We start from the raw sequence: 14495 nt of genomic DNA, 5'->3' as shown, positions 1-14495 counted from the left end.
GCCTGAGAACGCTAATTTTCTGCGTTCTCTTAAAAAATTAAAACTCTTTTCGCAGCCAGCTATTAAGTCGCTTAATCCACGAGCCAACTGATGCCGTTACACGTTTTTCCACTTCAGCTTCACCACTGAGATGAGATTCCTTCCCGTAGTGCAGCAACCCAACCGCCGTCGAATAATACGGCTCCTGGGCATAATCCGTTAAGCCGGTAATATTCAGCGGCGCGCCAATACGCACCTGCGTATGGAACACGCGCTGAGCGCAGGCGGCAAGACCTTCGATTTGCGCGGCGCCGCCCGTTAAAACAATCCCCGCCGCCAGGTGGTGTTTCACCCCTTGCTGGCGAAGCTGCTCCTGCAGTTGCAGGATCTCTTCATTCACCAGGTTGAGCAGCTCGGTATAACGCGGCTCAATCACCTCTGCCAGCGTCTGGCGCTGCAGGCTGCGCGGCGGACGCCCGCCGACGCTCGGCACTTCGACGTTTTCGTCTTTGCCGACAATGGAACCCAGCGCGCAACCGTGGCGTACCTTAATCGCTTCGGCATCGCTCGGCGGCGTCCCGAAAGCGTAAGCGATATCGCTGGTCACCACGTTGCCCGCGTAGGGGATCACTTTGGTATGACGCAGCGCACCGCCGGTATAAACGGCGATATCCATTGTACCACCGCCGATGTCCACCACGCAGACGCCCAGTTCACGTTCATCTTCCGTCAACACGGAATAACTGGCGGCTAAACCGGCGAAAATGAGTTGGTCCACTTTCAGACCGCAACGTTCCACCGCTTTAACAATATTTTTCGCCATATCGTTATGGCAGGTAATCAGGTGCACTTTTGCCTGCATACGCACGCCGGACAGCCCCACCGGGTTTTTAATCCCTTCCTGGTAGTCGATGGCGTACTCCTGCGGAATCACGTGCAGGACGCGATGTTCATCGCGTACGCGAACCGACTTCGCGGTATGCACCACGTTCTCGACGTCGTCCAGCGTCACTTCTTCTTCTGAAATCGGCACCATACCAATTTCATTTTGACAGCTAATATGTTTACCTGAAAGCGCCAGATACACTGACGAAATCTGGCAATCCGCCATCAGTTCGGCCTGGTCAATGGCGCGCTGTACGCATTTCACCACGGATTCCAGATCGTTAACCCCGCCTTTATCCATACCACGCGACGGGCAACTGCCCACGCCAATGATATTGACCACGCCGTCGGGCAGAACTTCCCCTACTAAAGCGGCAACCTTCGCGGTGCCAATCTCCAGTCCAACTACCAGTTTTCTGTCCGTCGCCTTGATCATTGTTGTTCTGCCTGTGCCTGATTCTGTTGTTGATTAGTTTCCTCTGCGGGAGCAGGTACCCAGCCCACTGCCGCCCCCGAGTCATAACGCAAATCAACGTAGCTTATCCGTTTGCCGTCGGTCTGCGCTTGCTGCTGAAGAACCGGGTAGAGTTCCATAAAGCGCTGAAGCCGTTTCATGGTATCGCCTCGGCCAAGGTTGAGCTTAATGTCGTTATTAAGCGTCAACTGCCAGGAGCGACGCGCGGTCATTGCCGCCACTTTCAACGTGAATTTATCCTTTGCCAGCACCTGCCCCATGTCGCGATACCCTTGCAACACTTCGTTCTCACTGCCTTCCGGGCCGTACAGCATCGGTAAATTCTGCTTACTGGTGCGATCTGCCGGCACGCTGAAGGAATTTCCCTCAACGTCCACCATATGCTGATCATTCCAACGCGCAATCGGCACATATTCAACCAGATGAATCTTCAATTCGTCCGGCCATTGCTTTCTGACGCTCGCCTGCTTAATCCACGGCAGACGTTCAATCTGACTTTGGATGATGTTGACATCCTGGGTCATAAAGGTCCCCGGCGAACCCAACGCCAGAATCGCCTGGCGAATATCATCGTTGCGCGTGTAGTGGCGCTCGCCGGTGACCACCATCCTGGACAGCGGTAAGCGCTGTGCATCTTCCATCCAGCCCAGAACCATCCACCCGCTGACCAACACGGTACATAGCACCGCCAGCAGGAAGAAAATCCCGGCCAGACGAGTTCCATTACTCCGACGCGAAGAAGACGTCTCCTCTTCTTCGTGGTTCCGCGTATTCAGCGCAGCTTGCGACATATCACCCCGCCAGGTCCAGAATTCGAACAACAAGCTGCGAGAAGCTCATCCCTGCCTGACGGGCCGCCATCGGCACCAGGCTATGGCTGGTCATGCCAGGGGAAGTATTCGCTTCCAGCAGATAAAACTGGCCATCGCTGTCCAGCATCACGTCAATGCGCCCCCAACCTTTACAGCCGAGAATATTCCAGGCTTTAACGACCAGGGCCTGAATTTCTGACTCGCGGGCAGGATCCTCACAACCTGGGCAGAAATATTGCGTCTCATCAGAGAGATACTTCGCCTCATAATCATAGAAGGTTCCAGCCACCTGGATACGGATTGACGGTAAAATTTCTTCACCGACGATAGCGACGGTAAATTCTGGCCCACAGAGCCATTTCTCAATCAGAACTTCATCATCATGCTGAAAAGCCAGCGCCAATGCATTGTGTAATGCACAACTTTCGCTCACTTTCGACATACCGACGCTGGAACCTTCGCGACCCGGCTTCACAATCAACGGCAATCCCAGGGCGGCGATCTGCTGTTCAGCCTCGGCAGAGAGGCCGGCGTTGAACTGCGCACGGGTCAGCGCGACCCACGGGGCGACGGGTAAACCGGCGCCCTGCCACAGCAGTTTGCTGCGCACTTTGTCCATTGAGATAGCCGAGGCCATCACGCCGCTGCCGGTATAAGGCAGTTGAATCAGCTCCAGCAGCCCCTGCAGGGTACCATCTTCCCCACCGCGGCCGTGCAGCGCAATAAACGCTTTCTGAAAGCCCATCTGTTTCAGCTGGGTAATATCAACGTCGCGGGGATCAACCGGGTGCGCATCCACGCCGCCTTCACGTAAGCCGGCGAGCACAGCGGCCCCCGAATTGAGCGAGACTTCGCGCTCCGCAGAGGTGCCGCCAAAGAGAACCGCGATTTTATCAGCCATGGCGCTCCTCCTCCGTTTTTTGCGGCACGAGTTTGATTTCAGCCAGGTGGCGGGCGATCTTTCCGATGTTGCCCGCGCCCTGCACCAGGATCAGATCATTGCCGGTCAATACCGATGCCAGCATCTCCGCCGCCTGAGCGGGGTCGGAAAGCAGGATCGGATCAACCTTACCGCGGCCGCGGATAGTACGGCACAGCGAACGGCTATCGGCCCCTGGAATCGGCGCTTCACCGGCGGAGTAGACATCCAGCATCAGTAGCGCATCGACCTGAGTCAGCACGTTGGCGAAATCGTCATACAGATCGCGCGTACGGGTAAAGCGGTGCGGCTGAAATAACATCACCAGATTTTTATCCGGCCAGCCCGCGCGCGCCGCTTTGATGGTGGCATCCACCTCTGTCGGATGATGACCGTAATCATCAATCAGCATCGCGCTGCCGCTTTTTCCATTGACCTGCTCCAGCGGATATTCGCCAAGAAAATCAAAACGGCGCCCGGTCCCCTGGAAGCTTTCCAGCGCCCGCAGAATGGCTTCATCGTCAATGCCTTCTTCCGTCGCCACGGCCACCGCGGCGGCGGCATTAAGGGCGTTATGACGGCCCGGCGCGTTCAGGGTCACCTGAAGCACCTCTTTGTCCTGGCGAACCAGACGGAAATGGCCCTGGGCGCCGACCTGGCGGTAATCTTCTACCCGCACGTCAGCATCATCATGAAAACCGTAGGTGGTGATCTGGCGGCCCACGCGCGGCAGCAGTTCACAAATCACCGGGTCATCCACGCACATCACCGCGCGCCCGTAGAACGGCAGGTTGTGCAGAAAGTTAATAAAGGTCTGCTTTAAGTTTTCAAAGTCGCCATGGTAGGTATCCATATGATCGGCTTCGATATTGGTCACAATGGCGACCATCGGCTGCAGATGCAGGAACGATGCATCGCTCTCATCCGCTTCCGCAATCAGGTAGCGACTGTGGCCAAGGCGGGCGTGAACGCCTGCCGCTTTCACCAACCCGCCGTTGACGAAGGTCGGATCCAGACCCGCTTCCGCATAAATACTGGAGACCATCGCGGTGGTGGTGGTTTTACCGTGGGTACCGGCAATAGCAATCCCGTGACGAAAACGCATCAGTTCCGCCAGCATCTCCGCACGGCGAATAACCGGGATACGCGCTTCATGCGCCGCGACAATTTCCGGGTTCTCCGCGGAGATCGCGCTGGAAACCACCACCACGCTCGCATCGCGCACGTTTTCCGGACGATGGTTGAAATAGATCGTGGCGCCAAGTTTCGACAGCTGTTGCGTCACCGGATTCGGCGCCAGGTCGGAGCCGCTAATCTGGTAGCCTTCGTTAGCCAGAACTTCGGCAATACCGCCCATGCCAGCACCGCCAATGCCAACAAAGTGAATGTGCCGGACGCGACGCATCTCGGGCACTATGGAACGCAGTTTCGCCAGATCTTGTGTATTCATTCTTTACGCCATCAACTTCTTTATACGGGCGGTGAGATTCACCGCGATTAGCGCGCCAGTGCTGCAGCGCTCACTTCTTCTGCTACCCGCTCGGTAGCATCCGGAATCGAGGCTCTACGCGCTCGTTCCGCCATATCCAGCAGCGTTTCCCGATCCCAACCGGCCAGCGTCTGCGCCACGGCATCGACGGTGAACTGAGGTTGCTCGAGAATTTTCGCTGCGCCCGCTTTCTCCAGCGGCAGTGCATTCCAGTACTGCTGACGATCCTTGTGCTGAAACGGCACGAATAGCGCCGGTAAACCTGCTGCGGCGATTTCACTGACCGTCAGCGCTCCGGAGCGGCAGACAACAACATCGGCCCAGGCATACGCCGCCGCCATGTCATCAATAAATTCGGTCACTTTATGCTGCGGCTGCCCGGCATCCGCGTAAGCCTGCTGTACCGTCTGCTGGCCACCTTTACCGCTTTGGTGCCAGATGGTGACCGCCGCGCCCAGTTTCCCGGCCACCTGCGGCATGGTCTGGTTCAGCACGCGGGCGCCCTGCGAGCCGCCTACCACTAACACGCGCGTTGGCCCCTGACGCCCAACCAGACGCTGTTCCGGCAACGGCAGCGCCAGGACGTCGGTCCGCACCGGGTTGCCCACCACGTCGGCATGCGGGAACGCACCGGGAAACGCCTGCAATACGGTCTTCGCAATCTTCGCCAGCCATTTGTTCGTCAGGCCGGCAATACCATTCTGTTCATGCAGCACCACCGGGATACCCAGCGACCATGCCGCGAGGCCACCCGGGCCGGAAACGTATCCGCCCATGCCCAGTACGACGTCGGGCTGGAAACGCTTCATGATCTCCCGCGCCTGACGCCAGGCGTTGAAGATCCGCACCGGTGCTAACAGCAGCGCCTTCAGGCCCTTGCCGCGCAGGCCCGATATGCGGATAAAATCAATTTCAATGCCGTGCTTCGGCACTAAATCCGCTTCCATACGATCGGCGGTACCGAGCCAGCGAACCTGCCAGCCCAGGTCCATTAAATGGTGCGCGACCGCCAGCCCCGGGAACACATGTCCACCGGTACCGCCCGCCATCACCATTAACCGCTTTTCCTGACCGCTCATCGAACACCCCGTGTAAACGCCTGGGCTTTTTCCAGACGCGTTTCATAATCAATTCGCAACAGCAACATGATGGCCGTCGACATAATCAGCAAACTGGAACCACCGTAACTGATCAGCGGCAGCGTCAGACCTTTAGTTGGCAGCATGCCTGCCGCCGCCCCGACGTTCACCAGCGCCTGGAAGCTAAACCAGATCCCGATAGCGCAGGCCAGGAAGCCGGAGAAGCGCTGGTCGATCTCCAGCGCTTTGCGGCCAATCGACATGGCGCGAAAGGCGACGAAGAATACCATTAATAGAGCCAGTACCACACCGATATAACCGAGTTCTTCGCCGATAATGGCGAAGATGAAGTCGGTATGCGCTTCCGGTAAATATTCCAGTTTCTGAACCGAGTTACCTAAACCCTGTCCCCACATTTCGCCGCGGCCGAACGCCATCAACGATTGGGTCAGCTGATAGCCGCTACCGAACGGGTCCTCCCACGGGTTCCAGAAGGAGGTGACGCGGCGAATACGGTACGGTTCGGCCAGGATCAGCAGCACCACCGCCGAGATCCCCATCCCGATAATGGCGATGAACTGCCACAGCCTGGCGCCGCCAAGAAACAGCATCGCCAGGGTGGTCACAAACAGCACCACCACCGTACCGAGGTCCGGCTGCGCCAGCAGCAGGATCGCCAGTACGAAAATCACGCCCATCGGCTTCAGGAAGCCGCGCAGGTTATTACGTACTTCATCGCCTTTGCGCACCAGGTAGTTGGCGATGTAGCAGAACAGCGACAGCTTGGTAAATTCCGCCGGCTGAATACGCAGAGGACCCAGCGCAATCCAACGCGATGCCCCGTTTACCGAACTACCGACGACCAGAACGATCAGCAGCATCACGATAGAGGCAATCAGCATCGCGGTGCTGTGCCGCTGCCAGAACTCCATCGGCAGACGTAACGTCACCAGCGCCAGCCCCAGCGCCAGCAGGATGTACAGCCCGTCACGCTTGGCGAATAAAAACGGGTCGTTGGCCAGCCGCTGGCCCACCGGCATCGAGGCCGAGGTCACCATAATGAAACCGACGGCGGCCAGACCAAAGGTCAGCCACAGCAGCATCCGGTCATACATGACCAGACTATCGCTATCTTTCTGCCGGGAACCCATCACCCAGCCTTTCAGCGCGGCAAACAGCCAGGCGAAGATAAACATCCCCGGCAGTCGCCACTGAGGCATTTTCAGGCGCGGGAGGGATAAACGCATCAACCTAACTCCTTCGCCAGACGGACAAACACATCGCCCCGTTGTTCAAAACTCTTAAACTGATCGAGGCTGGCGCAGGCGGGCGACAACAGCACCATATCGCCCGATTTCAGCTGCGGGGCAATCTGCCGCATCGCCTGTTCCATCGTCTCAGTTTGCGTCGCCGCTTCCGGGCGCAGCGCAGCCAGCTGCTCGCCATCGCGACCGAAGCAGTACAGACGGATATTGTCTCCCGCCAGGTAACGCTTCAGCGGCGTGAAATCTGCGGATTTCCCATCACCGCCCAACAGCAGGTACAGCGTCCCGTCCAGATGCAGCCCGTTCAGCGCGGCCTCGGTACTGCCGACGTTGGTGGCTTTAGAATCATTGATCCAGCGAACGCCGTTATGCTCCAGCGCCAGCTGGAAGCGGTGCGCCAGGCCGGTAAAGGTGGTCAACGCCTTGAGGCTGCTGGCCCGCGGCAGGCCCGCGGCATCGGCCAGCGCCAGCGCCGCCAGCGCATTGCTGTAGTTATGCTGCCCGGTAATGTGCATCTCTTTGACGTTGAGGACCTTTTCACCTTTCACCCGCAGCCAGGTTTCTCCCTGCTGACGGTTGAGGTGGTAGTCGCCGACGTCCACGCCGAAGCTAATGCAGCGCTCATCGGCGCCGCGCACCGGCATCGTCAACCCGTCATCGGCGTTCACGATGCAGGTCTTCGCATTTTCATATACCCGCAGTTTGGCCGCACGATACTGCTGCAGACCCAGCGGGTAGCGATCCATATGATCCTCGGTTACGTTGAGGATCGTCGCCGCCACCGCCCGCAGGCTGCCGGTGGTTTCCAGCTGGAAGCTGGAGAGCTCCAGAACATACAGCTCGCGGGAGGCATCAAGCAGCATCAGGGCAGGCAGGCCGATATTACCGCCGACGCCGACGTTCACCCCCGCCGCTTTCGCCATCTCGCCCACCAGGGTTGTCACGGTGCTTTTACCGTTCGACCCGGTGATGGCGATAACCGGCGCCTGCGCTTCCCGGCAGAACAGCTCAATGTCGCCGACGATTTCCACGCCCGCATCCGCCGCCGCGCTCAGGGCAGGATGGGCCAGCGCGATTCCCGGGCTTGCCACAATCAGATCCGCCGCCAGCAGCCAGTCTTCATTCAGACCGCCAACGTAACGTTCAACCGCTTCCGGCAGCTTATCCAGTCCCGGAGGCGCGACGCGGGTATCCATCACGCGCGGCGTCACGCCGCGCGCCATGAAAAAGTCCACGCAAGACAGCCCGGTCATCCCCAGGCCAATAATGACGACTTTTTTACCCTGATAATCTGCCATGATTAACGTACCTTCAGCGTCGCCAGGCCAATCAGCACCAGCATCAGCGAAATAATCCAGAAGCGCACGATAACGCGCGGTTCCGGCCAGCCTTTCAGTTCATAGTGGTGGTGGATCGGCGCCATACGGAAGATGCGCTGACCGCGCAGCTTAAAGGAACCGACCTGCAGAATGACCGACAGCGTCTCCACCACAAACACGCCACCCATAATCACCAGCAGGAACTCCTGGCGCAGCAGCACGGCAATGATGCCCAGCGCGCCGCCCAGGGCCAGTGAGCCGACATCGCCCATAAAGACCTGCGCCGGATAGGTGTTGAACCACAGAAAACCAAGACCCGCGCCGACAATAGCCGTACAGACGATAACCAGTTCGCCGGCGTGGCGCAGGTAGGGAATGTGCAGGTAGTTGGCAAAGTTCATGTTACCCGTAGCCCAGGCCACCAGCGCAAAGCCCGCCGCCACAAACACGGTCGGCATAATCGCCAGACCATCCAGACCATCGGTCAGGTTGACCGCATTGCCGGTGCCGACAACCACGAAGTAGGCCAGCAGAATGTACAGCAGCCCCAGCTGCGGCATGATGTCTTTAAAGAACGGCACCACCAGCTGAGTGGCTGGCGTATCTTTCCCGGCCAGATACAGCGCGAAGGCAACGCCCAGCGCAATCACCGACATCCAGAAATACTTCCAGCGGGCAATCAGGCCCTTGGTGTCTTTACGCACGACTTTGCGGTAGTCATCGACAAAACCGATAATGCCGTAACCGATCAGCACCGTCAGGACGCACCAGACGTACGGGTTCGACGGGTAAGCCCACAGCAGCACGGATACCACAATCGCGGTCAGGATCATGATCCCGCCCATGGTTGGGGTGCCTTTCTTGCTGAAATGCGATTCCGGGCCGTCGCTACGTACGACCTGACCGAAGGAGAGTTTTTGTAGACGGGCGATCATGCGCGGGCCCATCCACAACGAGATGAACAGCGCGGTCAGCAGGCTGACGATGGCGCGAAACGTCAGATAGGAAAAGACGTTAAAGCCGGAATAATATTTGACCAGATGTTCGGCCAGCCATACTAACATGTTCCATTCTCCTGTAATGCGCGTACGACCTCTTCCATGGCGGCACTACGTGAACCCTTCACTAAAATGGTGATAATACTGTGTTCTGACAGCAGTTCGCGCAGACGAGCCACCAGCGATGCTTTATCGCTGAAGTGTTCGCCCACCGTGCTGGCGCGGCTGATTTCCGCGCTCAGCACGCCGGTGCTGAGTACCCGATCAAGCCCTGCCGCTTTCGCCGCTTCGCCAACCTGACGGTGGCAGACTTCGCTTTCCGTACCCAGTTCAGCCATATCGCCGACCACCAGCACGCGATAACCCGGCATCTCTGACAGCACCTGTACCGCGGCGGTCAGCGAACCGACGTTGGCGTTATAGGAGTCATCAAGCAGCAGTTGGTTTTCCGCAAGAACGATCGGGAACAGACGCCCAGGCACCGCTTGCAGCTGCGCCAGACCGGCTTTTACCGCGTTTAACCCTGCGCCAACCGCCATCGCCAGCGAGGCGGCAGCCAGCGCGTTGGCGATATTATGCCGCCCCGGCAGCGGTAGCAGAACATCCACGCTCCCCTGCGGGGTTTGCAGCGTAAATTCCGTACCGTGGCTGGTGACGTGAATATTGGTGGCCGTAAAGTCGCTGTTAGCCGCGTTCGGCGAGAAGCGCCATACCTTGCGCGCGCCAATCACGTTTTGCCAGTTCAGCCAGTCGTTATTGTCAGCGTTAAGAATCGCGATGCCGTTTTCCGCCAGGCCGGTAAAGATTTCACCCTTTGCTTTCGCCACGCCCGCCAGCGACCCAAAACCTTCGAGGTGCGCGGCGGCCAGATTATTGACCAATGCCGCTTCCGGGCGCGTCAGGCTGACGGTCCAGGCAATTTCGCCCTGGTGGTTCGCCCCAAGCTCGATAACCGCATACTGGTGCTCTTTAGTCAGACGCAGCAGCGTCATCGGCACGCCGATATCGTTATTCAGGTTGCCGGCGGTATACAGCGTATTGCCGCACTGACCGAGAATCGCTGCGGTCATCTCTTTGACCGAGGTTTTCCCGGAAGAACCGGTTAACGCCACAACGCGGGCCGGAACCTGCTGACGCACCCATGCCGCCAGCTCGCCGAAGGCCAGGCGGGTATCTTTCACCAGCACCTGAGGTAAATCACTGTCCAGCTTACGACTCACCAGCAGCGCGCCTGCGCCCGCTTGCCGCGCCTGTTCAGCAAAATCGTGACCATCAAAGCGCTCGCCTTTCAGCGCCACGAACAGGCAGCCCGCCGTAATTTTACGGGTATCCGAAGTGACCTCATCAATGGCCAGATCGTGACCGTGCAGCTCGCCGTGCGTAATCCCGGCGAGCTGGCTTAAGGTAAAGCGAATCATGCTACCGCTCCCAGCAGACGCGCCACGGTGACGCGATCGGAGTAGTCAAGGCGACGATTGCCGACAATCTGGTAATCCTCATGGCCTTTCCCGGCGACCAGCACCACGTCGTTCTCTTGCGCCTGCATCACGGCGTTCGTCACCGCTTCGGCCCGGCCCTCTTTGACCTTCGCATGGCCGGCGTCCAGCATCCCGGCGAGAATATCGTTGATGATCGCGCGGGGCACTTCGGTGCGCGGGTTGTCATCGGTCACGACAACAATATCGGCGAATTCTTCGGCGATGGCGCCCATCAGCGGACGTTTGCCCTTATCGCGGTCGCCGCCGCAGCCGAAGACGCACCACAGCTTGCCGTTGCAATGCAGACGTGCCGCCTGCAGCGCTTTCTCCAGCGCATCAGGGGTATGGGCATAATCCACCACCACCGTCGGTTTGCCCGGCGCGCTAAACACTTCCATACGGCCACAAACCGGCTGCAGACGCGCAGCGGTTTTCAACAGCTCCGCCAGCGGATAACCCAGCGCCAGCAGCGTCGCCAGCGCCAGCAACAAGTTGCTGACGTTAAACGCGCCCATCAGGCGGCTTTCAATTTCGCCCTTGCCCCAGCTGGATTCAAAGTGGATCGTCGCGCCGCTGTCGTGATAGTTCACGGCCGTCGCCTTCAGCCAGCGACCGTGGCAGTTCGGATTGATATGATCTGCCATCGAGACGGCAACCGCGTCCGGCAGCTTCGCCAGCCAGCGGCGGCCCACTTCATCATCGGCGTTGACGATAGCCTGACCGCAATGATGCGTGGAATAAAGCAGCCATTTCGCCGCTTCGTAATGTTCCATATCACCGTGATAATCGAGATGATCGCGGCTTAAGTTGGTAAAGACCGATGCGGCAAACTGCAGCGACGCCACGCGATGCTGAACCAGCCCGTGAGAAGAGACCTCCATCGCCGCGAACGTTGCCCCCTGCCCTGCGAGGCCGGAAAGCACGTGCTGCACATCGACCGCAGAGCCGGTGGTGTTTTCCGTCGGAATCACTTTCTCCAGCAGACCGTTACCGACGGTCCCCATCACCGCGCTGGTTTCGCCCAGCAGTTTGGCCCATTGCGCCAGCAGTTGAGTGGTGGTGGTTTTGCCGTTGGTTCCGGTTACGCCGACCAGGCGCAGCTGTTGCGACGGCTGATGGTAAAAACGCCCGGCCAGCGCAGACAGGCGCTCGTTGAGCTGGCTCAGATAAATCACCGGCACGCCGTGCATTTCACGGATTTCGCCATCTGTAGCCTCGTCTTTGGCCTCAGCAATAATGGCAGCAACACCTTGCGCTATCGCCTGCGGGATATAACGACGCCCGTCCGCCTGATGACCTGATACCGCGACAAAGAGATCGCCGGAAGCAGCCACCCGGCTGTCCAGCGTCATCTCTCGCAGAATTCGCTCCGGCGCATTTGGCACCCACGGAGCGAGAAGGTCGCGCAAATTACGATCTGCCACCTGTTCCCTCGCCTTGATTAATCACAAATTCACTTTTTTCGCCCGTTGCCAACGCATCCGGCTCAATGTTCATGGTACGCAGCACGCCGCCCATGATGGCACCGAAGACCGGCGCGGAAACGGCGCCGCCGTAGTATTTACCCGCCTGCGGGTCGTTGATCACCACCACCAGCGCGAAACGCGGGTGGCTGGCGGGCGCAACGCCTGCGGTGTAAGCAATGTATTTGTTGATGTAGCGACCATCCGGCCCTACTTTTTTCGCCGTACCGGTCTTAATCGCGATGCGGTAGCCTTTAATCGCCGCCTTCACCCCGCCGCCGCCGGGCAGCGCCACGCTTTCCATCATATGCACAACGGTGCGAACGAGAGGTTCCGGGAAGACGCGCTCCCCGGGAACCGGCGGATCAACTTTGGTAATCGACAGCGGACGATAGATGCCATAGCTGCCGATCGTTGCGTAGACTCGCGCTAACTGTAACGGCGTTACCATTAGCCCATAGCCGAAAGAAAAGGTGGCCCTCTCTATGTCAGACCACCGTTGTTTTTGAGGGTATAAGCCACTGCGTTCTCCGACCAACCCCAAATTGGTCGCTTTTCCCAGTCCAAAACGTGAGTAAGTATCTACTAACGCTGAGGACGGCATCGCTAACGCCAGCTTGGAAACACCGACGTTACTCGACTTCTGTAGTACCCCGGTCAGGGTCAATTCGCTGTAGCGCGCCACGTCTTTGATCTCGTGGCCGTTAATACGGTAAGGAATGGTATTCAGCACGGTATTTTCGTTCACAATGCCGCGCTGCAGCGCCGTCATCACCACCATCGGTTTCACCGTTGAACCCGGTTCGAACACGTCGGTGATGGCGCGGTTGCGCATGATGTCTTTTGCCGTGCCGGAGAAATTATTCGGGTTATAGGACGGGCTGTTCGCCATCGCCAGTACTTCGCCGGTGCTGACATCCACCAGTACCGCACTTCCCGATTCGGCTTTGTTAAACGCCACGGCGTTGTTCAGTTCGCGATAAACCAGCGCCTGCAGGCGCTCATCGATGCTCAGCGCAAGGTTATGCGCGGCCTGGCTGTCGGTGGAAGAGATATCTTCAATGACGCGGCCATAGCGGTCTTTACGCACAATACGCTCGCCTGGCTGGCCGGTAAGCCATTTGTCAAAGCTCTTCTCAACGCCTTCAATCCCCTGGCTATCCACGTTGGTGAAGCCAATAAGGTGAGCGGTAACTTCGCCTGACGGGTAGTAGCGGCGCGACTCTTCGCGCATGTGAATCCCCGGCAGTTTGAGTTTCTTAATGTAATCTGCCATATCAGGGTTGACCTGACGGGCCAGATAGATAAAGCGCATTCTCGGGTTGGTATTGATGCGCGATGCCAGCTGATCCAGCGGCATGTTTAACGCATCGGCCAACGCCTTCCAGCGATTATCGAGGGTGACGCCGCCGGCATCATGCAGCTCTTTCGGGTCAGCCCAAATCGCCTTCACCGGCACGCTCACCGCCAGCGGACGGCCTGAGCGGTCGGTAATCATCCCGCGGGCGGTCGAAACCTCCTGCACGCGCAGAGATCGCATATCACCCTGACGCACCAGCATGTCCGGGCTGATCACCTGCAGCCAGGCCACGCGGCCCAACAGGAAAGCCAGAGCCAGCAGAATACAGCCGCACAGCAACGCAAAACGCCAACTGATAAAGTTGGCCTGTTCTTCCTGACGTTTTGGTTTTAGCGTTTTCGGCGCTGCTTTCATGCGTCGCAATAATCCTTATTTTTGTACAACGATATTTTCTTGTGATGGATCGACGTGTTGCATCTGCAACTTCTCGGTCGCGATCCGCTCAACCCGACTATGATCGCCGAGCGCGTTCTCTTCGAGGATCAGGTTTCGCCATTCAATATCCAGCGCGTCACGTTCCAGAACCAGTTGTTCACGCTGCGCGGTTAACAGACGGGTATGGTGCGCCGTCGTCACTACGGTAATCGCCGTTATGATGATGCAAATGAACAGACAGAGTGGCAGCTTCCCAAACCGCAGAAGATCGTCCCCGATAACGCCAGGCAAGGCATGACGCTCGTTGCTTCCTAACGATCCTTTAACTTTGCTTAAGGCTTCTGTCACTCTGCCGATCATGCGTTCGTCCTCTCTGCAATACGCAGAACTGAACTACGGGCCCGTGGATTCTCTGCCACCTCTTCTTCGCCCGGCATCAACTTGCCTAGTGCCCGCAACTCACGGCCGCCCAGTTTTTTGAGCTGCTCTTCCGTCATCGGTAACCCAGCCGGAACCTGCGGACCGCGGCTTTGCTCACGCATAAAGCGCTTCACAATACGGTCTTCCAGCGAGTGGAAACTGATGATCGAAAGCCGCCC

General features: G+C 58.3%; 13 protein-coding genes. All 13 read right to left on the bottom strand.

The genetic code is table 11. The annotated features are described in order from the left end of the window. Positions 1–37: 37 nt before the first annotated feature. A complete protein-coding gene (gene ftsA / locus ACI2JR_RS04250; RefSeq protein ID WP_004857881.1) occupies positions 38–1300 on the bottom strand; it encodes a cell division protein FtsA in 1263 nt (420 codons plus the stop codon). Continuing rightward, on the bottom strand, positions 1297–2130 hold the full coding sequence (gene ftsQ / locus ACI2JR_RS04245) for a cell division protein FtsQ (protein ID WP_132729904.1): 834 nt from the start codon (positions 2128–2130) through the stop codon (positions 1297–1299). Before ftsQ ends, ftsA begins: the two co-directional genes overlap by 4 nt. Before the next feature lies 1 nt (position 2131). Continuing rightward, positions 2132–3052, bottom strand: coding sequence for a D-alanine--D-alanine ligase (locus tag ACI2JR_RS04240; RefSeq protein WP_132729905.1), 921 nt, complete (start codon positions 3050–3052; stop codon positions 2132–2134). Beyond that, complete coding sequence (gene murC, locus ACI2JR_RS04235; protein ID WP_132729906.1) at positions 3045–4520, bottom strand: UDP-N-acetylmuramate--L-alanine ligase; 1476 nt, start codon at positions 4518–4520, stop codon at positions 3045–3047. Before murC ends, ACI2JR_RS04240 begins: the two co-directional genes overlap by 8 nt. 47 nt (positions 4521–4567) lie before the next feature. Next, positions 4568–5638 carry an undecaprenyldiphospho-muramoylpentapeptide beta-N-acetylglucosaminyltransferase gene (gene murG, locus ACI2JR_RS04230; protein WP_132729907.1) on the bottom strand — a complete coding sequence of 357 codons (1071 nt, stop codon included), beginning with the start codon at positions 5636–5638 and terminating at the stop codon, positions 4568–4570. Continuing rightward, positions 5635–6885, bottom strand: coding sequence for a cell division protein FtsW (ftsW, locus tag ACI2JR_RS04225; protein ID WP_132729908.1), 1251 nt, complete (start codon positions 6883–6885; stop codon positions 5635–5637). Before ftsW ends, murG begins: the two co-directional genes overlap by 4 nt. Beyond that, positions 6885–8201 (bottom strand): UDP-N-acetylmuramoyl-L-alanine--D-glutamate ligase, encoded by a 1317-nt coding sequence (murD, locus tag ACI2JR_RS04220; RefSeq protein ID WP_462477949.1) that lies wholly within the window; start codon positions 8199–8201, stop codon positions 6885–6887. The genes ftsW and murD overlap by 1 nt, the downstream gene beginning before the upstream one ends. Positions 8202–8203: 2 nt before the next feature. After that, entirely contained in the window at positions 8204–9286 is a 1083-nt protein-coding gene (gene mraY, locus ACI2JR_RS04215) for a phospho-N-acetylmuramoyl-pentapeptide-transferase (protein ID WP_132729910.1), read from the bottom strand. Then, positions 9280–10638, bottom strand: coding sequence for a UDP-N-acetylmuramoyl-tripeptide--D-alanyl-D-alanine ligase (gene murF / locus ACI2JR_RS04210; protein ID WP_462477948.1), 1359 nt, complete (start codon positions 10636–10638; stop codon positions 9280–9282). The genes mraY and murF overlap by 7 nt, the downstream gene beginning before the upstream one ends. Beyond that, entirely contained in the window at positions 10635–12122 is a 1488-nt protein-coding gene (murE, locus tag ACI2JR_RS04205) for a UDP-N-acetylmuramoyl-L-alanyl-D-glutamate--2,6-diaminopimelate ligase (RefSeq protein ID WP_462477947.1), read from the bottom strand. Before murE ends, murF begins: the two co-directional genes overlap by 4 nt. After that, complete coding sequence (locus tag ACI2JR_RS04200; RefSeq protein WP_132729913.1) at positions 12109–13875, bottom strand: peptidoglycan glycosyltransferase FtsI; 1767 nt, start codon at positions 13873–13875, stop codon at positions 12109–12111. The genes murE and ACI2JR_RS04200 overlap by 14 nt, the downstream gene beginning before the upstream one ends. Positions 13876–13890: 15 nt before the next feature. After that, complete coding sequence (gene ftsL / locus ACI2JR_RS04195) at positions 13891–14256, bottom strand: cell division protein FtsL (RefSeq protein WP_004857854.1); 366 nt, start codon at positions 14254–14256, stop codon at positions 13891–13893. Further along, positions 14253–14495 (bottom strand): 16S rRNA (cytosine(1402)-N(4))-methyltransferase (gene mraW, locus ACI2JR_RS04190; protein WP_462477946.1); only part of this gene is annotated, 243 nt, incomplete at its 5' end. The genes mraW and ftsL, both read right to left, overlap by 4 nt.

This window comes from Klebsiella sp. NPDC088457 (genome assembly GCF_044900465.1).
Classification (GTDB): Bacteria; Pseudomonadota; Gammaproteobacteria; order Enterobacterales; family Enterobacteriaceae; genus Klebsiella.
Note: the sequence above shows the minus strand (reverse complement) of the source record. Positions and strands in the feature narration are given on the sequence as shown.